Annotated in this window: 23 protein-coding genes and 1 rRNA gene; 2 read left to right on the top strand and 22 right to left on the bottom strand. The window is 72.5% G+C overall.

Going from position 1 to position 22303, the window contains the following annotated elements; translation table 11 throughout:
• The 9 genes from LRP67_RS20650 to LRP67_RS20610 form a co-directional block, all read right to left on the bottom strand.
• Window positions 1-1062, bottom strand: coding sequence for a prephenate dehydrogenase (locus tag LRP67_RS20650; RefSeq protein WP_231272118.1), 1062 nt, complete (start codon window positions 1060-1062; stop codon window positions 1-3).
• A gap of 18 nt (window positions 1063-1080) precedes the next feature.
• On the bottom strand, window positions 1081-1464 hold the full coding sequence (gene aroH / locus LRP67_RS20645) for a chorismate mutase (protein WP_231272116.1): 384 nt from the start codon (window positions 1462-1464) through the stop codon (window positions 1081-1083).
• Between the two features lie 9 nt (window positions 1465-1473).
• On the bottom strand, window positions 1474-1875 hold the full coding sequence (locus LRP67_RS20640; protein WP_231272114.1) for a VOC family protein: 402 nt from the start codon (window positions 1873-1875) through the stop codon (window positions 1474-1476).
• A gap of 10 nt (window positions 1876-1885) precedes the next feature.
• Window positions 1886-2698, bottom strand: a complete 813-nt coding sequence (locus LRP67_RS20635) for an AraC family transcriptional regulator (RefSeq protein WP_231272112.1) — start codon at window positions 2696-2698, stop codon at window positions 1886-1888.
• A gap of 67 nt (window positions 2699-2765) precedes the next feature.
• Entirely contained in the window at window positions 2766-3518 is a 753-nt protein-coding gene (locus tag LRP67_RS20630; protein ID WP_231272110.1) for a pseudouridine synthase, read from the bottom strand.
• Window positions 3515-4213, bottom strand: a complete 699-nt coding sequence (gene scpB / locus LRP67_RS20625; protein ID WP_231272109.1) for an SMC-Scp complex subunit ScpB — start codon at window positions 4211-4213, stop codon at window positions 3515-3517. Before scpB ends, LRP67_RS20630 begins: the two co-directional genes overlap by 4 nt.
• The gene (locus tag LRP67_RS20620) at window positions 4210-5073 is read right to left on the bottom strand and encodes a ScpA family protein (RefSeq protein ID WP_231272108.1); all 864 of its coding nucleotides are present in this window, start codon (window positions 5071-5073) and stop codon (window positions 4210-4212) included. The genes scpB and LRP67_RS20620 overlap by 4 nt, the downstream gene beginning before the upstream one ends.
• 7 nt (window positions 5074-5080) lie before the next feature.
• Window positions 5081-5404: a hypothetical protein gene (locus LRP67_RS20615; protein WP_269211919.1), complete on the bottom strand. Its 324-nt coding sequence runs from the start codon at window positions 5402-5404 to the stop codon at window positions 5081-5083.
• Window positions 5405-5406: 2 nt separating this feature from the next.
• Window positions 5407-6327 carry a ParA family protein gene (locus LRP67_RS20610; protein WP_374107434.1) on the bottom strand — a complete coding sequence of 307 codons (921 nt, stop codon included), beginning with the start codon at window positions 6325-6327 and terminating at the stop codon, window positions 5407-5409.
• 481 nt (window positions 6328-6808) lie between these two features.
• On the opposite strand from LRP67_RS20610, the gene LRP67_RS20605 reads away from it, so the two are divergent.
• Complete coding sequence (locus tag LRP67_RS20605) at window positions 6809-8155, top strand: hypothetical protein (protein WP_231272105.1); 1347 nt, start codon at window positions 6809-6811, stop codon at window positions 8153-8155.
• 10 nt (window positions 8156-8165) lie between these two features.
• Here the strand turns inward: LRP67_RS20605 and LRP67_RS20600 are convergent, their stop codons facing one another.
• From LRP67_RS20600 to LRP67_RS20555, 11 genes are all read right to left on the bottom strand, one after another.
• The gene (locus LRP67_RS20600) at window positions 8166-10748 is read right to left on the bottom strand and encodes a DEAD/DEAH box helicase (protein ID WP_374107433.1); all 2583 of its coding nucleotides are present in this window, start codon (window positions 10746-10748) and stop codon (window positions 8166-8168) included.
• Window positions 10712-10840, bottom strand: a complete 129-nt coding sequence (locus tag LRP67_RS21700) for a hypothetical protein (protein ID WP_269211915.1) — start codon at window positions 10838-10840, stop codon at window positions 10712-10714. Before LRP67_RS21700 ends, LRP67_RS20600 begins: the two co-directional genes overlap by 37 nt.
• A 29-nt stretch (window positions 10841-10869) precedes the next feature.
• The gene (gene xerD, locus LRP67_RS20595) at window positions 10870-11829 is read right to left on the bottom strand and encodes a site-specific tyrosine recombinase XerD (RefSeq protein WP_231272101.1); all 960 of its coding nucleotides are present in this window, start codon (window positions 11827-11829) and stop codon (window positions 10870-10872) included.
• A gap of 1 nt (window position 11830) precedes the next feature.
• A complete protein-coding gene (gene ald, locus LRP67_RS20590; RefSeq protein WP_231272099.1) occupies window positions 11831-12946 on the bottom strand; it encodes an alanine dehydrogenase in 1116 nt (371 codons plus the stop codon).
• A 90-nt stretch (window positions 12947-13036) separates the two neighbouring features.
• A complete protein-coding gene (locus LRP67_RS20585) occupies window positions 13037-13633 on the bottom strand; it encodes an NUDIX domain-containing protein (RefSeq protein ID WP_231272097.1) in 597 nt (198 codons plus the stop codon).
• Window positions 13634-13724: 91 nt separating this feature from the next.
• Window positions 13725-15425: a CTP synthase gene (locus tag LRP67_RS20580; RefSeq protein ID WP_231272096.1), complete on the bottom strand. Its 1701-nt coding sequence runs from the start codon at window positions 15423-15425 to the stop codon at window positions 13725-13727.
• Between the two features lie 30 nt (window positions 15426-15455).
• Complete coding sequence (recN, locus tag LRP67_RS20575; RefSeq protein WP_231272094.1) at window positions 15456-17204, bottom strand: DNA repair protein RecN; 1749 nt, start codon at window positions 17202-17204, stop codon at window positions 15456-15458.
• A complete protein-coding gene (locus tag LRP67_RS20570) occupies window positions 17201-18148 on the bottom strand; it encodes an NAD kinase (RefSeq protein WP_231272092.1) in 948 nt (315 codons plus the stop codon). Before LRP67_RS20570 ends, recN begins: the two co-directional genes overlap by 4 nt.
• Window positions 18145-18984 (bottom strand): TlyA family RNA methyltransferase, encoded by an 840-nt coding sequence (locus LRP67_RS20565; protein WP_231272090.1) that lies wholly within the window; start codon window positions 18982-18984, stop codon window positions 18145-18147. The genes LRP67_RS20570 and LRP67_RS20565 overlap by 4 nt, the downstream gene beginning before the upstream one ends.
• Before the next feature lie 10 nt (window positions 18985-18994).
• The gene (locus LRP67_RS20560; RefSeq protein WP_231272088.1) at window positions 18995-19309 is read right to left on the bottom strand and encodes a hypothetical protein; all 315 of its coding nucleotides are present in this window, start codon (window positions 19307-19309) and stop codon (window positions 18995-18997) included.
• A 34-nt stretch (window positions 19310-19343) separates the two neighbouring features.
• Window positions 19344-20339 carry an HAD-IIA family hydrolase gene (locus LRP67_RS20555; RefSeq protein WP_231272086.1) on the bottom strand — a complete coding sequence of 332 codons (996 nt, stop codon included), beginning with the start codon at window positions 20337-20339 and terminating at the stop codon, window positions 19344-19346.
• Window positions 20340-20389: 50 nt separating this feature from the next.
• On the opposite strand from LRP67_RS20555, the gene LRP67_RS20550 reads away from it, so the two are divergent.
• Window positions 20390-21514: a DUF1015 family protein gene (locus tag LRP67_RS20550; RefSeq protein WP_231272084.1), complete on the top strand. Its 1125-nt coding sequence runs from the start codon at window positions 20390-20392 to the stop codon at window positions 21512-21514.
• Here LRP67_RS20550 and LRP67_RS20545 read toward each other — a convergent pair.
• Together LRP67_RS20545 and rrf are read right to left on the bottom strand one after the other, a co-directional pair.
• The gene (locus LRP67_RS20545; RefSeq protein ID WP_231272082.1) at window positions 21492-21848 is read right to left on the bottom strand and encodes a single-stranded DNA-binding protein; all 357 of its coding nucleotides are present in this window, start codon (window positions 21846-21848) and stop codon (window positions 21492-21494) included. The two genes, LRP67_RS20550 and LRP67_RS20545, sit on opposite strands and share 23 nt — an antisense overlap.
• A gap of 196 nt (window positions 21849-22044) precedes the next feature.
• Window positions 22045-22161, bottom strand: a 5S ribosomal RNA gene (gene rrf, locus LRP67_RS20540).
• Window positions 22162-22303: the final 142 nt, after the last annotated feature.

The following is a 22303-nucleotide window of genomic DNA, read 5'->3' as shown; positions in this document are numbered from 1 at the left end:
CTACCGGTGAGTCACCCAACCCCGTGATTCGAGAGAGTCCAGCAAGTGCTCGGCGCGATCCTCATCGACGATCAGCTCCACCAGGCCCACGGGACGACCCGGGTCGTGGTCGATCCGCACGTCCTCGATGTTGACGCCGCTCTCCCCCGCGTCGGCGAACAGCCGCGCGAGCTCGCCGGGGTGGTCGGGGACGGCCACGAACACCGCTCCGGTCGGACGCGGCGCGCCGCCGTGCTTGCCCGGGATCGAGCGGGTCCCACGGACGCCCTCGCCTAGGACCCGCTCGACGCCCGCGCGGTCCCCGGCCGCCAGGGCCTCGATGACTGTGTCGAGGCGATCGCGGACCCCCGCCAGCAAGGCACCCACCGCCACCGCGTTGCCTGCCACGATCTGCCCGTAGAGGGCAGGGTCGCCGGCGGCAACCCGGGTGACGTCGCGCACGCCCTGGCCGGAGAGCGCCAAGTGGTCGGCCGGGGCGCCGGCCAGGGCCCCGGCAGCGAGGGACGCCATGAGGTGCGGGACGTGCGAGGTGCGGGCGACGGCCTTGTCGTGCTCGTCCGGGGTCAGCCGAACCGGCACCGCCCCGCACAGCGCCACAAGCCCCTCGACCAGATCCACCGCGGCGGCGTCGGACTCCGGGTGGGGCGTGACGGCCCAGGGCCGGCCGTCGAAGAGCGCCGCACTGGCCGCCAGGGGCCCGGAGCGCTCACTGCCCGCCATCGGATGCCCGCCGACGTACCGGGCGATGCCGGGCAGGCCGGCCAGCGCCGCCAGGGGGGCGGCCTTGACGCTGCCGACGTCGGTCACCACCGCGTCGCCCGCGAGCGCGCGTCTGATCTCCTGCGCCAGGTGGTCCGGCGGCACCGCGACCACGACCAGCTGGGGCTTGTCGCCGGGAGCACTCGCACGACCGGCACCGAGGCCGGAGGCGGTGCGCAGGTGGTCGTCGGAGGGGTCGGTCAGCAGCACCTCGAGCCCGGCCCGGCGGCAGGCCAGTGCGATGGAGGTGCCGATGAGGCCGGCGCCGACGATCTCGACCGGACCGACGAGCGCGTCACTCATGCCGGTCGCTCATCGCAGTCACTCATCGGGGACCGACCGCACGCGGCTCAGGTCGCTGCGCAGCGCGGCGGCGCCGTGAAGGTAGACGTGGGTGATGTCGGCGCGCGGAAGGTCGGTCTCGATGTGCGCCATCATGCGCACCACGCGCGGCATGGAGCCCGCGATCTCGAGCTCGCGCGCGCAGATCAACGGCACCTCGCCGAACCCGAGCTGGCGGGCGGCGTACGCCGGAAACTCCGAGACCACGTCCGAGGTGGCGGTGAAGATCACGGAGATGAAGTCGTCGACCTCCAGGCCGTTGGACGTCATCACGTCCGTGACCATCTCCGAGACCCGCTCGAGCAGGTGCTCGCGCTGGTCGACATCGAGTTGGGTGGCGCCGCGGACGGCTCTGACTGGCACCCCGCGATGCTATCGGGGCTGGTAGCTCCCGATTGACCAGTGGTTGCCCTCTGGATCGATGACGCTGCCGCCGCGACCGCCGTAGTCCTGGTCGACCATGGGCCTCAGGACGCTCGCTCCGGCCGCCACGGCGCGCTCGAACAGGTCGTCGGGGTCGTCGGTGACCAGGTACGCCGCGGAGCCGCCGGCGTTGTCGACCGCGGCGTCGGGGCGCACGGAGCCGAACATCACCCCGCCTCCGGCCCACACCCACTCGGCGTGCATCACCACCGAGGGGTCGTGCTCGTCGCGGTAGGTGGCGTGCTCGGTGAAGCCGAGGGCGCCGAGCCAGCGCATCATCGCGTCCGCGTCGCGGAAGCTCATCGTCTGCCAGTGCCGGATCTCTGCTGCTCTGCTGGTCGTCGAGGTCATGGCCCCACCCTCACCCGACGGGTACGCCGCCGGCTTGGACGTCTGGGAACTCCTCGCGCAGCCACGTGGTCGGCGCACAGCCCGCCAGCTCGCGCCACTCGCGGGCCAGGTGGGACTGGTCGGCATACCCGCAATTGGCGGCCACCTCGGCGAGCGTGCCGCCGCGCCGCGCCGCGGCCAGCACCTGGTCGCGGCTGGTCTCGAAGCGGGCGACGCGCTGGTACTCCTTGGGGCTGAGCCCGGTCTCGGCCACCACGAGGTTGCGCAGGTGGCGCCGGCTGTAGCCGACCTCCTCGGCCACGTCGGCGACCGCGGCGCCACGTGCCAGCCGCGCGAGCGCGCGCCCCACCTCGGCCCGCGCCTCGGGAGCTCCCCCGGCGGCGAGGGCGGTGGTGAGCGCCCGGTGCAACGTGGCGGCGCGGTCGGTCCAGGTCAGCGACTGGTGCAGCTGCTCGGGCAGGTGGCGCAGGGCAGGGACCAGGTCGTCCAGGGTCAGCAGCTCCCCCGCGATCGCCGCGGCCGGCAGCCCGAGCAGCGCCCTTGCGCCCGCGGTCGTGAGCGCCAGGAAGAACCCCTCCTGGTGACCGTCGTGGCGGATCTCGGCCGGCGCCGCGTGCAGCCCGGCCACGCTGGACCAGACCGCGCCCCTCGACCCGGGATCGCCGCTCCACGCCACGTCCAGCGGCGCCCCGATCGGCAGCACGAACGTCAGCGAGGTGCCCGGCAGCCCGCGGTGGATGCCCGGCGGCCCGACCACGTCGTAGGCGCTCAGCCAGGCGACGTACGGCCGCAGCGCGGCGGGGACGGGTGCCTGGGTGTCCACGGCGTCACGCTACGCCGCTCGCGGCCGGGTGGATGGATACCCGGTCAGCCGGGTATCCATCCCCTGCCTACAGCTGCGCCCCGTCCAACAGCTCGCCGAGCTCGTCGAGCGTGAGCTCGCGCAGGTGGCCGGGCTTGAGCGTGCCGAGGGCGACCGGGCCGATGGCGGTGCGGGTGAGCTTGCGGACCGGGTGGCCGACCTCGTCGAGCAGCCGACGCACGATCCGGTTGCGTCCCTCGTGGATGACCAGCTCGACGATGGACTTGTCGGGCGCCGCCGCCACCACGCGCGCCGACGACACCGTTACCGGGCCGTCCTCGAGCGTCACCCCGGCCAGCAGTCGGGCGACGGTCGCCTTGCTGACCTCGCCTCCCACCTCGGCGACATAGGTCTTGTCCACCTCGTACGAGGGGTGGGCCATGCGCTGGGCGAAGTCACCGTCGTTGGTGAGCAGCAGCAGTCCCGAGGTGTCGGTGTCGAGGCGGCCGACGTGGAAGAGCCGCTCGGAGCGATGCTCGACCAGGTCGGAGATGGTGCGCCGGCCCTCGGGGTCCGACATCGTCGACACCACGCCCGTGGGCTTGTTGAGCACCAGGTAGACCAGGTCCGACACCGGCGGCAGCCGCTTGCCCGAGACCCGGATGACCGCGGTGCGCGGGTCGACCTTGGTGCCGAGCCGGGTGACCACCTCGCCGTCCACCTCGACCTCCCCGTCGAGCATCAGCTCCTCGCACTTGCGGCGCGAGGCCACCCCCGACTGCGCCAGGAGCTTCTGCAGCCGGATCAGGCCGTCCTCGTCGGTCGCGACCTCGCGGCTCACGGCTGCCGCTCCGACTGCCGCTCCGACTGGGGCTCCGACTGGGGCACCGCCTCGGCACCGCCGGCGGGTCCCTCGTGCACGCTCTCGGAGGCCGCCATCTCGGCGAGCTCGTCCTCGAGGTCGTCCAGGTCGGGCAGGTACGGCGCGAGCTCGGGCAGGTCCTCCACGGACGTCACGCCGATCCGCTCCAGGAAGTAGCTGGTCGTGCGGAAGAGGTTGGCACCGGTCTCGCCGTCCTGGCCGGCCTCCTCGACCAGGCCGCGCGAGATCAGGGTGCGCATGACGCCGTCGACGTTCACGCCGCGGATCGCGGAGATCCGCGCGCGCGAGACCGGCTGCTTGTAGGCGACCACGGCGAGCGTCTCCAGCGCCGCCTGGGTGAGCCGGCCGTGCTGGCCCTCCAGGACGAACGCCTCGACGACCGGGGCGTACTCGTCGCGCGAGTAGAAGCGCCAGCCGCCCGCGACGTTGCGCAGCTCGAAGCCGCGTCCCTGTGCGGTGTACTCCTCGGCCAGCTCGCGCAGCGCCGCGGAGACCTCCTCGGCGGGGTAGCCGACGGTGGAGGCCAGGCTCACGTCGTCGAGGGGCTGGTCGGAGACCATGAGCACCGCCTCCAGGGCGGGTCGCAGCTCCGCCAGCGGTACGGCGAGCAGCTCGCCGTCGTCGGTCGGCGACTCGGGCCGGGTGTCACTCATGGGGTCTCCTCGTCAGCGGGGGCGGGCGCCTGAGGCTCGGGCGGCGGCGCCCCGTCGAACTCGTCGGTGATCTCGATCTCGTCGTCGTCGGCGCCGGTCCACCGAATGGTGAGCTCGCCGAGCGCGGTCACCTGCTCGAAGGACACCGCCCCCTCGCGGAACAGCTCGAGCAGCGACAGAAACCGCGCCACGGTCGTCAGCCGGTCGGGCGAGTCGCCGCACAGGGCACGGAAGGTCATGGTGCCGGTGCGGCGCAGCCGGTCGACCACCAGGGCGGCCTGCTCGCGCACGCTGACCTTGTTGGCGTGGATGTGCTGCAGCGACACCTCCTGCACCTGCTTGGGCGCCAGCGCCTTGGCGGCGAGCTCGGCGAACTGCTCCAGGCCGAGCCCGATCAGCACCTCCGGCAGCAGGTTGGCGTAGCGCTCCTCGAGTCCCACCGCGCGGGGGTAGCGCCGCGACTCCTCGGCGAGCCGCACGTCCAGGAACGAGGCGACCTGCTTGAAGGCCTTGTACTGCATGAGCCGCGCGAAGAGCAGGTCGCGCGCCTCCAGCAGCGCCAGGTCCTCCTCGTCCTCGACGTCGCCCTGCGGCAGCAGCCGCGCCGCCTTGAGGTCGAGCAGCGTCGAGGCCACCAGCAGGAAGGAGGTGGTCTGCTCAAGGTCCCAGACCGGCCCCCCGGCCTTGACGTGGGCGATGAACTCGTCGGTCACCCGGGAGAGCGCGACCTCGGTGATGTCGAGCTTGTGCTTGGAGATCAGGCTCAGCAGGAGGTCGAAGGGGCCCTCGAAGTTGTCCAGCCGGAGCTCGAAGCCCGGCGTGCCTTCACCCGCCTCGCCGGGAGCGGCGAGCGCGGTCATCGGGGAGTCATCCCTCGGTCAGCCGCCGCACCAGCCCGCTGTCGTCGCCCTGGGCGTCGAAGTCGGCCAGCACCAGCGCCACCGCCTCGCGCACCAGGCGGCCACGGTCGACGGCCAGCCCGTGAGCGCTGCGCAGCGTGAGGCGCGCCTGCTCGATGTGCAGCAGCTCGTCGGAGGTGACGTAGACCGTCATCTTCTCGTCGTGCCGGATCCGGCCGCTCGGCTTGGGGACCGCGGGCTCGGGCGCCTGCCCGGCGTCGTCGGTGACCTCCGGCGCGTCGGGGACCGCGTGGACGGCGGTCGGGCGGAAGAGGTCGTCGGCCGTGGGCATGCTCACGCGTCGAGGCACCGGGCGAGCACCTCCTTGGACAGCTGGCGGTAGGCGTCGGCGCCGCCGGACGTCGAGGCGTACGACGTGATCGGCTCGCCGGCGACCGTGGCGTCGGAGAACTTCACGGTCCTGCGGATGACGGTGTGAAACACCTTGTCGCCCCAGGCCTGCACGAGGCGGTCCATGACCTCGCGCGAGTGCAGGGTGCGGCCGTCGAACATGGTGCCGAGCACGCCGTCGATCTCCAGGTTCGGGTTGAGCCGCTCGCGCACCTTGTCGATGGTCGTCTTGAGCAGTGCCACGCCGCGCAGGGCGAAGTACTCGCACTCCAGCGGGATGATCACGCCGTTGGAGGCGGTGAGCGCGTTGACCGTGAGCAGGCCCAGGGAGGGCTGGCAGTCGATGAGGATGACGTCGTACTTGTCCATGGCCGGCGCGAGCACCCGCTGCAGCGTCTGCTCCCGGGCCACCTCGTGCACGAGCTGCACCTCGGCGGCGGACAGGTCGATGTTGGAGGGCAGCAGGTCCATGCCGGGCACCCGGGTGGGCACCACGACGTCCTCGACGCTGACGTCGCGCTGCATGAGCAGGTTGTAGATGGACAGGTCCATCTCGTGCGGGTTGAGACCCAGGCCGACCGACAGCGAGCCCTGCGGGTCGAAGTCGACGAGCAGCACCTTGCGGCCGTGCTCGGCCAGCGCCGCCCCCAGGTTGATGGTCGTCGTGGTCTTGCCGACACCACCCTTCTGGTTGCACATCGAGATGACCCGCGCACGGGTCGGCCCGGAGACCGGCCGCGGCTCGGGAAGGAACGGCATCGGCCGACCGGTGGGGCCGAGGACGACCTCGGCGACCTCGGTGCCCTCGAGCACCGGGTCGCGCTCCACCGTCGTCGTCGAGGGCGCCTCGTTGCTGGCGGCCATCTCGGGGACTCCCTCGCGCTGGGGGCGCTCGAAGGGAAGGGGGTCGGACACGGTGTGCTCATCTCCTGCTGGTGGGGAAGGGACCGGCACCCGCGGGGGCATGTCGAAGGCACTGCTGCCGGCGGATCCGGGGTACGTCCCGTGGTCGCTCATGTGCCACTCCTGCTGCATCGTCGGGGTGCCGTCGGGGGTCTGCTCCCCATCACACAATGTCGACACGACGACATTGCGCAGGCTCGCCGGGGACTCTAGGTCCGGTCCGGGCGACGCGCCAAGACGTCGCCACGATCCCACAGGCGGCAGGGCGATCTGTGCACGAGGTGTGCACTCGCGCGCGCTCCTGTGCACAGGCAGCGGGGAGCCTGTCAGTTTCCTGTGGACGAATACGGACCACTGGTCCAGCGCGACGGCGCGGCTTTCCCCGGACAACACCGGCTCCGCGGCGTAACGTGGCCGGACCCCCCGAACATCGGAGTCCCCCGTGCGCCTGAGCCCCGCTGCCGCCTCCCTCGCCGTGCTCGCCGCCGGGCTCGCCGCCCTCCCGGCCACCTCCCCGGCCCAGGCCGAGTCCAAGCGACCCCCGACGTGCCTGGGCCAGGACGCCACGATCGTAGGCAAGGGCCACGTGCGGGGCACCCGCGGGCGCGACGTCATCGTCGCGACCGCCCCGACGACCGTGGCCGCCCTGGGTGGCGACGACCTCATCTGCGTCGTCGGCACCGGCACCACGAAGCAGACCAAGGTGCGCGTCGGTGCGGGCGAGGGGGACGACCGGGTCGTGGACCGCGTGCGGAGCCCCCACAAGACCGACATCCGCCTCGCTGGCGGTGACGACCGATACACCGCGAGCAGCTCGCTCGTGCTGGACCGGGTGGAGGCCGGGCCGGGTCGCGACGTGGTGAGCACCGGCCGCGGGGACGACCAGGTCACCAGCGGCGTCCGAGGACGGCCCAACCACGACCAGGTCAACCTCGGACCCGGCGACGACCGTCTCTTCGCACGTGGGGTCGGCCAGACCAGCTCACGCCTGCGCGGCGGCCTGGGACGCGACGAGCTCGACGCCAGCGACCTCGGGCCGGGGGGGCAGCTGTCGGGCGGCCCCGGTGCCTGGATGTTCGACAACGCGGCCGGCACCGCGACCTACGAGGGCACCGTGCTGACGCGCTGGGGCGGGTTCGAGGAGTTCGACCTCCCCTGGGGGACCGGGCCGCTGACCTTCCGAGGCGGGCCCGCCTCGGAGTCGATCTGGTTCTACAACCCCGACAGAGCGTCCTACGAGGTCCTCATGGGCGGCGGGGACGACGAGGTGAAGGTGAGCGACGACATCACGATGTCGGCGCCGGTCGACGGCGGAGGCGGCCGGGACACGATCCTGGCGTACTCCTACCACCCCTCGAGTGCCACCGCCTCGCTGGCTGACCAGCAGCTCAGGTTCCGGGTCATCCCCGGAGTGGAGCCCGACCCGGGCTATGCCGAGTCCACGGTGGAGCTACGCGGCTTCGAGAACGCCGAGGCGTTCGCGCCCGTCGCGCTCGCGATCGGTGATGCCGGGCCCAACGAGCTGCAGGCGCTCGGGTGCGGCCCGGTGGCGCGCGGCGGCGACGGTGACGACAGCCTCGAGGTGCGCGTCGTGCGGGGCGAGTTCGGCTGCTTCGAGGCGGCCAACTCGAGAGCACGAGCCTACGGCGAGCAGGGCGACGACCGCCTCCTCGGAGGTCCGTTCACGGAGATCCTCGTCGGCGGACCGGGCCTCGACCGGGCGGACGGGCGAGAGCGCAACGACATCTGCGACGCGGAGCGCGAGGTCCGCTGCGAGCGCAACCCCTGACGCCCGGTCCTCAGTCGCCCAGGCAGCGCATCGCGGTGGTGGTGAGGACCAGCTCGCCGAGCTCGTCGGAGACGTCCAGGTCGACCACCGCCTCGATCACCCAGTCGTGGTTGCCCTCGGGGTCGTGGATGGTCTGACGGACCTCCCACCGCCGACCGCTGCGCTGTACGGCGAGCAGTGACGGGCCCCGGGCGTCGGGGCCCAGGTCGACGCGGTCGTGCTCGGCGTAGTACTCCTCGATCGCGGCATCCCACGCGGAGCGCGTCATGATCACCTCGCCGGGCGGGTCGGTGCGGTCCGCAGCGGCGCGCTCCAGGGCCATCAGCCCGTCCAGGTCGTCGCGCGCGACCAGCTCGACCCGGCGGAACATCGCGTTGCGGATCATGATCGTGAACGGCCGCTCCTGAGCGCTGATCGGCCGGTTCATCGGCGGCGGCGTGCCCTCGGCGACCGTCCGGGCCACGTGCTCGGGGTCTGAGAGCGCCTCCCACTCGTCGAGCAGCGAGGAGTCGGTCTGGCGCACGGTCTCCCCCAGCCACTCGACGAGGTCGTCGAGCTCGGGCGTGCGGTGTGCCTCGGGGACCGTCTGGCGAAGGGTGCGGTAGGCGTCGGTGAGGTAGCGGAGCACCAGCCCCTCGGAGCGCGCCAGCTCATAACGGCCGACGAAGTCGGTGAAGCTCATCCCCTGCTCGTACATCTCGCGCACGATCGACTTCGGGTCCAGCGCGTCCTCACGCAGCCACGGGTGGGTGCCGCGGTAGATCTCGTAGACGCCCTCCAGCAGCTCGGCGAGCGGCTGCGGCCAGGTGATGGCGTCCAGCAGCAGCATCCGCTCGTCGTACTCGATGCCGTCGGCCTTCATCTCCCCGATCGCGACGCCGCGCGCGGCGCGCTGCTGGGCGAACAGGATCTGCCGAGGCGCCTCGAGCACCGCCTCGATCACCGAGACGACGTCGAGGGTGTAGGTCTCGCTCTCCGGATCCAGGACGTCGAGCGCGGCCAGGGCGAAGTGCGCCAGCGGCTGGTTGAGGGCGAAGTCCTCCGGGAGGTCGACCGTGAGGACGTAGCGCCGACCGAACTCGTCGGGCTCGTCGAGGCGCGTCACCGTGCCGGAGCGAACCAGGCTGCGCACCAGGCGCAGCGCGCGCCGGCTGAGCCGCAGCTGGCTGCGGCGATCCTCGTGGTTGTCCTGGAGCAGGCTGCGGAGCACCGGGAAGGCGTCCTCCTCGCGGGCGAGGACGTTGACGAGCATCGCGTTGTCGACCCTCATCCGCGACTGCAGCCGCTCGGACTCGCCGTTGACCAGCTTCTCGAAGGTCTGCTCGGTCCACACGACCATGCCCTCGGGCGGCTTCTTGAGCTGCGCCTTGCTCTTGCGCTTGGCCTGCTTCTCCGCGCTCATCGAGGCGTTCTTGGCGTCGGCCTTCTTGCGGGCACGGTCGTTCTCGATGACGTGCTCTGGCGCCTGGACGACGACGTACCCGGCCGTGTCGAACCCGGCCCGTCCGGCGCGGCCGGCGATCTGCAGGAACTCCCGGGTGCGCAGGATCCGCTGCCGGCTGCCGTCGAACTTCGCCAGCCCGGTGAACAGCACGGTGCGGATCGGGACATTGATGCCCACCCCGAGGGTGTCGGTGCCGCAGATGACGGTGAGCAGTCCCGCCTGGGCGAGCTGCTCCACGAGGCGGCGATAGCGCGGCAGCATGCCGGCGTGGTGGATGCCGATCCCCCGGCGCACCATCTTGGACAGCGTCTTGCCGAAGCCCGAGCCGAAGCGGAACCCGCCGATCACCTCGGCGATCGCGTCCTTGTCGGCCTGGCTGAGCTTCCCGATGGCCGAGCTCGGCGAGAGCAGGCTGGTGGCGTGCTCCACGGCGTCCTTCTGCGTGAAGTGCACGACGTAGACCGGGGCCTGCCGCTCCTCGACGAGCCGCTGCACGGTCTCGTCGAGGGGGGTGAGCGACCACTCGAACGACAGCGGCACCGGCCGCTCGGCATCATCGACGACGGCGGTCTCCCGACCGGTACGCCGGCTCAGGTCCACGGCGATGTCGCTGACGTCGCCCAGGGTCGCCGACATCAGCAGGAACTGCGCGTGCGGTAGCGCCAGGATCGGCACCTGCCAGGCCCAGCCGCGGTCCGGCTCGGCGTAGTAGTGGAACTCGTCCATCACCACCAGCCCGACGTCGGCATCGGCGCCCTCGCGCAGGGCGATGTTGGCGAGCACCTCGGCGGTGCAGCAGATGATGGGGGCGTCGACGTTGACCGAGGCGTCGCCGGTGAGCATGCCGACGTTCTCGGCTCCGAAGACCGCGCACAGGGCGAAGAACTTCTCGCTCACCAGCGCCTTGATGGGCGCGGTGTAGAACGACACCCGGTCCTCGGCGAGCGCGGCGTGGTGCGCGGCCTCCGCCACCAGCGACTTGCCGGAGCCGGTCGGGGTCGCGAGCACCACGTTGTCACCGGAGAGCAGCGCGAGGATGGCCTCCTCCTGGTGCGGGTACAGCTCCAGGCCACGTGCGGCGACCGCCGTGGTGATCTCGTCGAGGAGGTCGCTCACCGTGCGTCCAGGACCGTCAGGACGTGGTGCCACCGGGCACGCGCGACCAGGTCCCGGGCGGTGTCGCCCGCGGCGGTCAGGGCCGGGTCGTCGCAAGGATGGGCGAAGGCGCGTGGGGGGCTCACGCTGGCCATTCTCCCCAACGTCCCCGGACTCAGTCGCGCGCCCGGGGGTGCGCGGTCGCGAAGACCTCGCGCAGGTTGTCGACGGTGACCAGCGTGTAGACCTGGGTCGTGGTCACCGAGGCGTGACCGAGCAGCTCCTGCACGACGCGGACGTCGGCGCCGCCGTCGAGCAGGTGCGTGGCGAAGGAGTGGCGCATCGTGTGCGGCGAGACGTCGCGCGTGATGCCGGCGCGGTCGGCCGCTTTGACCAGCACCGCCCACGCGGACTGGCGCGAGAGGCGACCGCCGCGGGCGTTCAGGAAGAGCGCGCCACCGACCCTCCCGGAGCCGGCGGCCACCAGCTCGGGCCGGGCCCGCACCAGGTAGGCCGACAGTGCCTCGCGGGCGTATGAGCCGATCGGCACCAGGCGCTCCTTGCTGCCCTTGCCCCGCAGCAGGACCGTGCCGTCGACGTCGTCGAGGTCGTCCACATCGAGGCCCACGGCCTCGGAGATCCGGGCCCCGGTGCCGTAGAGCACCTCGAGCAGCGCTCGGTCGCGCAGTGCCAGCGTCGTGCCCGGAGCACCGGCCGCCTCCAGGATCGCCTCGACGTCGGAGAGCGGCAGCGCCTTGGGCAGCCGCTTGGCCGGGGTCGGCGGCTTCACGCCGCTGGCCGGGTCCAGCGTGGCCAGGCCGTCGGCCACCGCGAACTTGTGGAAGCCCCGCACCGCGACGACGGTCCGGGCGGCCGAGGTGGCACTGAGCGGTTGGTGGTCCTCGTCCCCCTCTCGCAGCCGCATCAGGAACCCGGCCACGGTCGCCTCGCTCACCTGGTCCAACCGCTCGACGCCCTCGGCCGCGAGGTGCGCTCGGTAGCGCCGCAGGTCGCGACGGTACGACGTCAGGGTGTTGGCCGCCAGGCCCTTCTCCACCGAGAGGTGCTCGAGGTAGGTGCGGATCGCCCGCTCGATGTCCTTGCCGACGTCGGCCGGCCGGGTCGTGTCGCCCAACTCAGCCCAGCACGCTCTCCAGGGCGACCGCCTCGAAGCCGACGGCCTCCCCGACAGGCCCGTTGGTGAGGTGCCCGGCATGGGTGTTGAGCCCCAGCGCCAGGCTGTGGTCCTGCCGGCTCGCCTGCGCCCACCCCTGGTCGGCCAGCTTGACCGTGTAGGGCAGCGTCGCGTTGGTCAGCGCGTACGTCGAGGTGTTCGGCACCGCACCGGGCATGTTCGCCACGCAGTAGAACGTCGAGCCGTGCACCTGGTAGGTCGGGTCCGCGTGCGTCGTGGCATGGGTGTCCTCGAAGCAACCGCCCTGGTCGACCGCGATGTCGACCAGCACCGAGCCCGGCTTCATCCGCGAGACCAGCTCGTTGGAGACCAGCTTGGGCGCCGCCGCCCCCGGGATCAGCACCGCACCGATCACCAGGTCGGCCTCCATCACCTGCTGCTCCACCGCCAGCTTGGAGGAGGCCAGCCCGTGCACCCGGTTGCTGTAGCGCCAAAACGACATCCGCAACTTGTCCAGGTCGGTGTCCAGCAACGTCACGTCAGCGCCCATCCCCAGCGCGATGTTCGCGGCGTTCTGCCCCGAGACCCCCGCCCCGATGATCACGACCTTGGCATTGGCCACCCCACCGACCCCGCCCATCAGCACACCCCTCCCCCCCTCGGCCTTCAGCAGGCTGTGCGCGCCGACCTGCGGCGCCAGACACCCCGCGACCTCCGACATCGGATACAGCAGCGGCAGCCCACCCGAGGGCAGCTGCACGGTCTCGTAGGCGATCGCGGTGACCCCGCTCGCCAGCAGGGCCTCGGTCAGCGGCTTGTCGGCCGCCAGGTGCAGGTAGGTGAACAGCGTCAGACCCTCACGCAGCCGGTGGTACTCCTCGGCCACCGGCTCCTTGACCTTGAGCACCAGGTCCACCGAGCCCCACACCTCGTCGGCGGAGTCCAGGATCCGCGCGCCGGCCGCGACGTACTCCTCGTCCAGGATCGAGGAGCCGACCCCCGCGCCCAGCTCGACCACGACCTCATGGCCGCGCGCGGTCAGCTCGTGCACCCCTACCGGAGTGATCGCGACGCGGTACTCGTGGTTCTTGACTTCCTTCGGCACGCCGACCTTCACCTGCAGCTCCTTCCGCCGGGCGGCGCTGGGGCGCCACCCGGCGACACTATCGCCCGGAGCCACCCGCGACACGGCCGTTGGCCGGACAGCTCATGAGGACGTGAGCCCCCGTGCCTGCGCCGTGAGCACCGCGATCGCCACGTGGGCGTCGGCGACCGCGCCGCAGAGTACGGCGTCGCGGAGCTCGTCGAGCGGCACCCAGCCGACCTCCATCTCGGCCTCCTCGTGCTCGAGCTCGAAGTCGCCTCTCCCCACGTCGGTGAGGCCGCGCGCCAGGAAGTAGTGCGCCCGCTCCTCGGTGAGGCCCGGAGAGGAGAGCATCGTCGCCAGGTGGGTCCACTCGCTCGCCTCGAGCCCGGCCTCCTCACGCAGCTCGCGACGCGCCACCTCGGCCGGCTCCTCGCCGGGGACGTCGAGCAGCCCCGCCGGGAGCTGCACGAGCCGGCGGCCCACCGGGTGGCGGTACTGCCACAGGCACAGGGCGCGGTCCTCATCGTCAACGGCGAGGACGACAGCCGCGCCCGGATGCTCGACGACCACCCGCGTGAACGGCCTCTCCGCGGGGTGACCCGGCCGGCGTACCCGGTCCGCGCGGACGCGCACCACCCAGCCGCCCCCGTCGTACACCTCCACGCTGTCCTCGACCGGCCAGTGCTCCTCGACGTCCGCGATCTCCGGGTTGCTCACCCCGCCGACGCTATCGGTCCCCCCTCACCAGCGCTGACCCGTCACACACTCTCTGACGGGTCAGCGGGGATGTGGCGCCGTTGGCGACGGCTCAGTCGTCGGCGTCGGCGCGGCGCAGGGCGCTCTCGTCGATCGGGAAGCGGAGCTCCTTCTGACGCTCGATCGCCGCGCCGATGAGGCCGGCGAACAGCGGGTGCGGGCGGGTGGGCCGGGAGCGCAGCTCGGGGTGAGCCTGGGTGGACACGTAGTAGGGGTGCACCTCGCGAGGCAGCTCGACGAACTCCACCAGGCCCAGGTCGGTGTTGGTGCCCGAGAAGACCAGGCCGGCCTCCAGGAGCTGGTCGCGGTAGGCGTTGTTGACCTCGTAGCGGTGCCGGTGGCGCTCCTGGATCGTGGCCTCGCCGTAGGCCTCGCGTACGACGGTGCCCGGCGCGAGCTCGGCGGGGTAGAGGCCCAGCCGCATCGTGCCGCCCAGGTCGCCGGCGCCCGCCACGATGGACTTCTGCTCCTCCATCGTCGCGATCACCGGCTCGGGGCAGTCCGGGTCGAACTCGGTGGACGCGGCCTTGGACAGGCCGGCCACCGATCGTGCGTACTCGATGACCATGCACTGCAGGCCCAGACACAGACCCAGCGTCGGGATGCCGTGGGTGCGCGCGTAGGTCAGGGCCCCCAGCTTGCCCTCGATGCCGCGGACGCCGAAGCCCCCCGGCACGCAGACCGCGTCGACGTCGTGGAGGTGCTTGTGGGCGCCGGCGGGCGTCGCGCACTCGTCGGAGGCGACCCACCTCAGCTGCACCTTGGCCTCGTGGGCGAAGCCGCCCGCGCGCAGCGCCTCGGCCACCGAGAGGTAGGCGTCGGGCAGGTCGATGTACTTGCCGACCAGGGCGACGGTCACCTCCTCCTTGGGGTGGTGCACGCGGCGCAGCAGGTCGTCCCAGAGGGTCCAGTCGACGTCGCGAAAGGGCAGGTCGAGACGGCGCACGACGTAGGCGTCGAGTCCCTCGCGGTGCAGGACCTTCGGGATGTCGTAGATCGACGGGGCGTCGGCCGCGGTGACGACGGCCTCCTCGTCGACGTCGCACATCAGCGAGATCTTCTTCTTGATCGACTGCGGCAGCTCCCGGTCGGCGCGGCAGACGACGGCGTCGGGCTGGATGCCGACCTGGCGCAGCGCGGCCACCGAGTGCTGGGTCGGCTTGGTCTTCAGCTCCCCCGAGGGCCCGATGTAGGGCACGAGGGAGACGTGCAGGAAGAAGCAGTTGGCGCGGCCGATGTCGTGGCGCACCTGACGGGCGGCCTCGAGGAACGGCAGCGACTCGATGTCGCCGACCGTGCCGCCGACCTCGGTGATCACCACGTCGACCTCACCGTCCCCGGTGCCGGAGCCCATCGCGAGGATGCGCTCCTTGATCTCGTTGGTGATGTGCGGGATCACCTGGACGGTGTCCCCGAGGTAGTCGCCCCGACGCTCCTTGGCGATCACGCTGGAGTAGACCTGCCCGGTCGTGACGTTGGCGATCTGCCCCAGGTCGGTGTCGAGGAACCGCTCGTAGTGGCCGATGTCGAGGTCGGTCTCGGCCCCGTCGTTGGTCACGAAGACCTCGCCGTGCTGGAACGGGTTCATCGTCCCGGGGTCGACGTTGAGGTAGGGGTCGAGCTTCTGCATGGTCACGCGCAGGCCGCGCGAGCGCAGCAGGCGGCCGAGGCTGGAAGCCGTGAGCCCTTTCCCGAGGGAGGAGGCGACGCCTCCGGTCACGAACACGTGCTTGGTCGGCGTGGGGCTCTTCACGGAAGACCAGGGTATCCCAGAAACGGTGATCTATCCGCGTCCACGCGCCGACTGGGCCACCTCGAGCAGCTCACGGGCGTGCGCCAACGCGGTGTCGGAGTCGGTGAGCCCGGCCAGCATCCGCGACAGCTCGCGCTCGCGGCTCTCGTCGTCGAGGACCGTCAGGCCCGAGCTCGTGACCGAGCCGTCGCTCGACTTCTCGACCACCACGTGCCGGTCGGCGTAGGCCGCGACCTGGGGCAGGTGGGTCACGACGAGGACCTGCGCCGTCCGGGCCAGCTGCGCCAGGCGGCGTCCGACCTCGACTGCCGCCGCACCACCCACGCCCGCGTCCACCTCGTCGAAGACGAAGGTCGGCACGGGGCTGGTGCCCGCCAGCGACACCTCGACCGCGAGCATCACCCGGGACAGCTCGCCCCCCGAGGCCCCCTTGCCCAGGGGGCGAGCCTCGGAGCCGGTGTTGGCCGCCAGCAGGAGCTCCACGTCGTCGACGCCATGGGCGGAGTAGCGCAGCCACCTCGTGCCGATCCGCAGCGGCGCCCGACGGCCCTCGCTGGGCTCGGCCTCGGTCTGGGTCACCGCGACGGTGAGCCGGGCGTGCGGCATCGCCAGCAGGGTCAGCTCCTCGCTGACCTGGTCGCCGAGCCGTCCGGCGGCGTCCTGCCGCAGGCGGGAGAGCTCGGCGGCGGCCCCCGCCAGCTGGGTGCGCAGGGTCTCGCGCTCGGCTTTGAGCTCGGCGATGCGGTCGTCGGTGGAGTCGAGGTCCAGCAGCCGCCGGGACGCCTCCTGCGCCCACGCCAGGACCTCCTCGAGGCTGTCGCCGTACTTGCGGGTGAGCGCGGTGAGCGAGGCCCGGCGCTCGGAGACCACGGCGAGCCGGGCGGGGTCGGTGTCGATGCGGGAGGCGTACGACGCCACGTCGGCGGCCACGTCGGAGAGCAGGTAGGTGACCTCGGCGAGCCGGTCGGCGAGCTCGCCCGCCTCGGCATCGTGCTGGCGGACGCCGTCCAGCGCGGTGCGGGCGGCCGACGTGGTGGCCAGCGCGTCGGGTGCCTGCTGCTCGCTGCTCAGCGCCTCGCGCGCCGTCTCCGCCGCGGCACGCAGGGTGTCGGAGAACCCCAGCCGGGCCTCCTCGGCGGCCAGCTCCACGTCCTCGCCGGGCTCGGGTGAGACGGCCTCGACCTCCTCGAGCCCGAACCGCAACAGGTCGGCCTCGCGAGCCCGCTCCCGAGCGCTGGAGACCACCTCGACGAGCTCGGACTCGACGCCCTCCAGCCGCTCGTGCACTCGCGCGTAGGAGGCGGCCGCAGCACCCAGCGCCGGGCCCCCGAACCGGTCCAGTGCCTCACGCTGGGCCCGCGCCTGCAGGAGGCGGTGCTGGTCGGACTGGCCGTGCACTGCCACCAGGGGCTGGGCGACCTCGGCCAGGGTGGCGACCGGGACCGAGGCGCCGCCGACGAACGCGCGCGAGCGCCCCTCGGCGGAGACGTTGCGGGCCAGGACGACCCGGTCGTCCTCCACCACTCCCCCGGCCTCCTCGATCGCCTCGGCCAGGCCGGGCAGGTCGGAGACGGTCACGACCCCCTCGACACGGGCGGTCTTGGACCCCCTCCGGACCGCTCCGGTGTCGGCGCGCCCGCCCAGCAGCAGGCCGAGCGCGGTGACGATCATGGTCTTGCCGGCGCCGGTCTCGCCGGTGATGACCGTGAGCCCGGGCCCGAGCTCGAGCGCGGAGGAGTCGATGACCCCGAGGGACCCGATGCGGATCTCCTCGATCATGCCTCCTCCCCCCGGAAGCGACGCTCGGCGGTGCCGCGCCAGCCCTCGACGGGCAGGCCGAACTTCGCCACCAGGCGGTCGGTGAACGGCGCCTCGTGCAGTCGGACCAACCGGACCGGCTGGGTGCCGCGGCGTACCTCGATCCGCGCTCCGGGCGGCAGGTCGACCGTGCGGCGGCCGTCGCACCAGAGCACCCCGGCACCCTCGGTGCGCGCGAGCACCTCGATGGCCACGACCGAGGTCGGAGCGACGACCAGGGGCCGGGCGAACAGGGCGTGCGCGCTCAGCGGCACGATGCACATGGCCTCGACGCTCGGCCACACGACGGGGCCCCCGGCGCTGAAGTTGTAGGCCGTCGAGCCGGTGGGGGTCGCACACACCACGCCGTCACAGCCCCAGCGCGACAGCGGTCGTCCGTCGATGCCGAGGACGACTTCGAGCATCCGCTGACGGGCGGCCTTCTCGACGCTGGCCTCGTTGACCGCGAAGGTGCTGGTGACCAGCTCACCGTCGCGGTAGACGCGGACATCGAGCGTCATCCGGTCCTCGAGCGTGTAGTCGCGAGCGACGATCGCGGCGAGCGTGGACTCCACGTCGTCCTGCTCGGCCTCCGCGAGGAAGCCCACGTGGCCCAGGTTGACGCCGAGGACCGGAGTGAGGCTCTCGTGGGTCACCTCGGCGGCCCGCAGGATCGAGCCGTCCCCGCCGATCACCAAGGTGATCTCGCAGTCCCTGCTCGCGTCGGTCTCGGACTCCGTGAGCTCGATGCAGGGGTCGTAGTCGATCGGCTCCAGCCCCAGGTCGGCCGCCTCGTCGGCCAGGAGCCGAACGACGATGCCCTCGCCGGTGAGGCCCTTGCAGAAGGCTCGAGCGACGTCGCGAGCCTCCTCGCGCCCCGTGTGGGCGAGCACGAGGACGCGGCGCACGGGCGAGTGGTCGGTCACGGCTCCACCCTCTCACCCGGCGCCCCCGGCGCCGCGGCTTGGCGCACGCAGGCGTGGATGTCCTCCTCGGTGAGCGTCGCGGGGCCGCGTCGCAGCCAGAGGAAGAACTCCACGTTGCCCGAGGGCCCCGGCAGCGGGCTGGTCGCCACCTGGACGGCGCCCCAGCCCCGCGCCGCGGCCGCGTCGGCCACGCCGATGACGGCCTCCGCCCGGAGCCCCGGGTCACGCACCACGCCGCCCTTCGGGATGCGGTCCTTGCCGACCTCGAACTGGGGCTTCACCATGAGCGCGAGGTCCCCGTCCGCACGCGTCACCCCGATGAGGGCGTCCAGGACCAACGGCAGGGAGATGAACGACAGGTCCCCTACCACCAGGTCGACCGGTCCCCCGATGAGCTCGGGGGTCAGCTCCCGGACGTTGGTACGGTCGTGGACCACCACCCGCTCGTCGTTCTGCAGGCGCCAGACGAGCTGCCCGTAGCCGACGTCGACCGCTACGACCTGCGCCGCCCCGGCGCGCAGCAGCACGTCGGTGAACCCGCCGGTGGACGCGCCGGCGTCGAGGCAGCGCCGCCCGGCCACCTCGAGCCCGAGCGGCCCGAACGCTGCGAGGGCGCCGGCCAGCTTGTGGCCGCCGCGGGAGGCGTAGTCGGGGCGATCCGGGTCGTCGCTCACCACGATCGCGACGTCGGTCGTCACGCCGGTCGCCGGCTTGCCGGCGACCGCGCCGGACACCTTGACCCGACCGGCCGCGATCAGCTCGCTGGCGTGGTCTCGGCTCCTGGCCAGGCCCCGGCGCACCAGCTCGGCGTCGAGGCGGAGTCGGCGCGGTGGCATCGGCCGGCTCCTACGCCGGGTCTGTCGGGGAGGGCTTCGCCATGCCCGTGGGAGTGCCCGCCCTGCTCGTACTCGCCGGGGGCACCTCGTCCAGGGCCCGGCGCAGCTTGTCGTGCGCCTGCTCGAACGCCGCGACGTGCTCCTCCACGGGCCGGTCGCGCAGGTCCTCGATCTCGGCGAGGACGGAGTCGACCCGCGCGTCGCCGGTGCGCACCCGCTCCCCCTCCCACAGGTCGTCGGAGACCTCGCGGTCGCTCGGCTCACCGGGCCGGTGCCCCGGCTGGTCACCGGCGTCGTGCTCGTGGTGAACGGGCTCCTGCGTCATGGCTCCGAGGCTACCGGCCGCCGGGGTCCGCGCGTCAGGGCGCCACCAGGTCGTCGGTGGTGGGCACGTCGCCGCCCCCGTCGACGTGGGCCCACGCCGCGCACGCGATGACCGCCCACCACGCCTCTGCCTCCCCGGAGCCGGAGACCTCCAGGCGGCCGTCGGCGACCCGCGCTCGCCACCCGCCCAGCTCCCACCTGTCGTCGGTGAGCCTCGGCGCCTCGTGGGCCCGCAGCAGCCCACCCAGGTCCCGGGCGAGGTACGTCGGTCGCTCCTGCGGGCGCGCCGCGACCAGCTCGGGCAGCCCCGTGACCCCGGTCAGCACGAGCAGGGAGTCGATCCCGGCGTTGCGGGCGCCCTCGATGTCGGTGTCCAGACGGTCCCCGACCATGAGCGGGCGCCGCCCGCCGACGCGGCGCACGGTCTCGTCGAGCAGCGGTCGCTCCGGCTTCCCGGCGACCACCGGCGAGACCCCTGCGAAGCGGGCCAGGGTGTCCACCAGCACGCCGTGGCCCGGCGCGACGCCGTAGGCGGTGGGGATCGTGTAGTCGGTGTTGCTGGCCACCCACCAGAGCCCGTCGCGCACCCGCACCGCGGCCCGCATGATGTGGCGCCACCGCACCTCCGGCCCGTAGCCGGTCACCAGCGCCACCGCGTCGTCGTCCTCCACGTGCGTCGCAACCAGCCCTTCGGCGCCGAGCGCCTCCTCCAGGCCGGCGGCTCCCAGGAGCACCACCCTGGCGCCCGGGCCGAGGCGGTCCACCAGCACCCGGGCCGCGGCCTGCGCGGAGGTGACGACGTCCTCGGGCCTCGCTGTGACCCCCAGCTCCTGCAGGTGGCTCGCGACGGCCTCCGGCGGCCGGGCGGCGTTGTTGGTGATGAAGGCCAGCCGCATCCCGGACTCGCGCGCCCGGTCCAGGTGCTCCGCCGCACCCCGGACGGCGTCCGGCCCGATGTAGACCACCCCGTCCAGATCGAGCATCGCCAGGTCGTAGTCGGTGGACAGGCTGGTGCCGGACACGCCGAGCATGCGGGCCTCCTCGTGACGTGGGACTGGTCCGCGCACCCTACGATGCGATGATGGAGTCCAGCGCCGTGGTCACCCCGCCGTACGTCGGCGGGCCGCTGCGTCTCGTGCCCTTCCGGGCACTCATGCTGGCCCCCTCGCGCATCGGAGACCCCAGCTCGGCGCGTGCCTTCGCGCGGCCTTATCGCGACGTCGCGGCGCGCCTGGAGCGGTGGCGGGCCCAGGGCCAGATGACCAGGGACGAGGAGCCCGCGCTCTACCTGCACGAGTACACCGCGGCGGGCATCACGATCCGTGGCCTCGTGGGCCTGCTCGACGTCTCGCGACGCGCCGCCCGCGCCGAGGACCGCGCGATCCTGCCGCACGAGGGCGTCTACCCGGCTCAGGCCGACGACCTGGCGGACCGGATGTCGCAGATGCAGCTGAACCCGGCGCCCATCCTGCTGGTGCACCGCGGCCCGGCCCCGTTGCGGGCCCTCCTCGCCCGCGTGCAGCGCCGCGTCCCCGAGCACGACTTCACCGACCGCAACGGGCAGCAGCACCGGGTCTGGCCCATCCGCGACCCCGACGAGCTCGCCGCCATCGCGGATCTGCTCGCGCGGGAGACCGCGCTGATCGCCGACGGTCATCACCGGTACGCCGCCTACCTGCGGCTGCACACCCGGGATCCGGGGAGCGCCAGCGACTACGGGCTGGCCATGCTCGTCGACCAGGAGGACACCCCGCTCTTCCTCGGCGCCATCCACCGGGTGCTGACCGGCACCTCGGTCGACGACGTGCTCGCGGCGGCGGCGGCCGTGGGCATGGGCGTCGAGGAGACCACGGCGGAGGCGGCCGTCGCCGCTCTCGACCCCGACCACGTGGTGATCACCGACAGCGACCGCTGGGCCGTGCTCAAGGTCACCGTGCCGCCGGACCGGACGGCCGTCCAGCTCCTCCACGACCAGCTGATCCCCGCGCTCCCCTACGGTCCACGCGACATCCGGTACCACCACACGGTCGACGACGCCCTGGCTCAGGTGGGTCCCGATGTCGGGGTGGCGGTGCTCATGCCGGCCCCCCTCGTCGACCGGATCCTGCGGATCGTGCGCAATGACGGGCTGCTGCCCGAGAAGGCCACGTCCTTCCAGCCCAAGCCCAGCCTCGGTGTGCTGATCAGGTCGCTGCACGACGGATGAGCCGTCCGGAGCTCACCTCCACCTCCACCACGGAGGTGGCTCCCTGCCCGGAGCGGAAGAAGCGACGCCGCAGGCTGCCCTCGACCGCCACCCAGTCACCCGCCCGCCAACCGGCCACGGAGCGCTTGATGCGCCCGCCCCACACGCAGCACTCGAGGGCGTCCACGCTCTGATGCGCTCGCGCCTTCGCCGGCGCGCGCGGCACCACCACGCGCAACGTCCACACCGAGTCCCCGCTGGGCAGCACCTTCAGCTCCGGGTCGCGTGACACCCGGCCCACCAGCCGCACCTCGTTGGCGACCTCCACGTCGCCCCCTGCCGTCTGCGCCGACATGCGCACCACCTCCGAGCGGGACGGTCGCAGGCTTCGCCGACCATGGCAGCCCAGAGCGTCACGCCCTGTGGAGAACGAGCGTCACAGGGCACCGCTGTGGACACCTACCGATCGGCCACGTCAGCACCCATAAGCGCGAGGGGGACGTAAATCAAAGTAGGGCCATCCAGGAATGGATGGCCCTACTTCAAGAATTGTCCGGCGGCGTCCTACTCTCCCACAGCCTCTCGGGTGCAGTACCATTGGCGCTGTCAGGCTTAACTTCCGGGTTCGGGATGGGACCGGGTGTTTCCCTGACGCTATGGCCGCCGTAACTCTATGACCCCATGTCCCGGTCTGGTCCCCGCATGTGTGGGGGGCCACCGGGTGGGGTGGTCTTGTAGTGGACGCGTGCATACGTTAAGTAGCAGGTGGTTGTGGTTTTGGTTGAGGGTTTGTGGGGCAAGCCCTCGGCC

Origin of the sequence: Nocardioides sp. cx-169 (assembly GCF_021083605.1) — a bacterium.
Lineage (GTDB): Bacteria > Actinomycetota > Actinomycetes > Propionibacteriales > Nocardioidaceae > Nocardioides.
The sequence above is the reverse complement of the archived record's forward strand: the minus strand, read 5'-3'. Positions and strand labels throughout refer to the sequence as shown.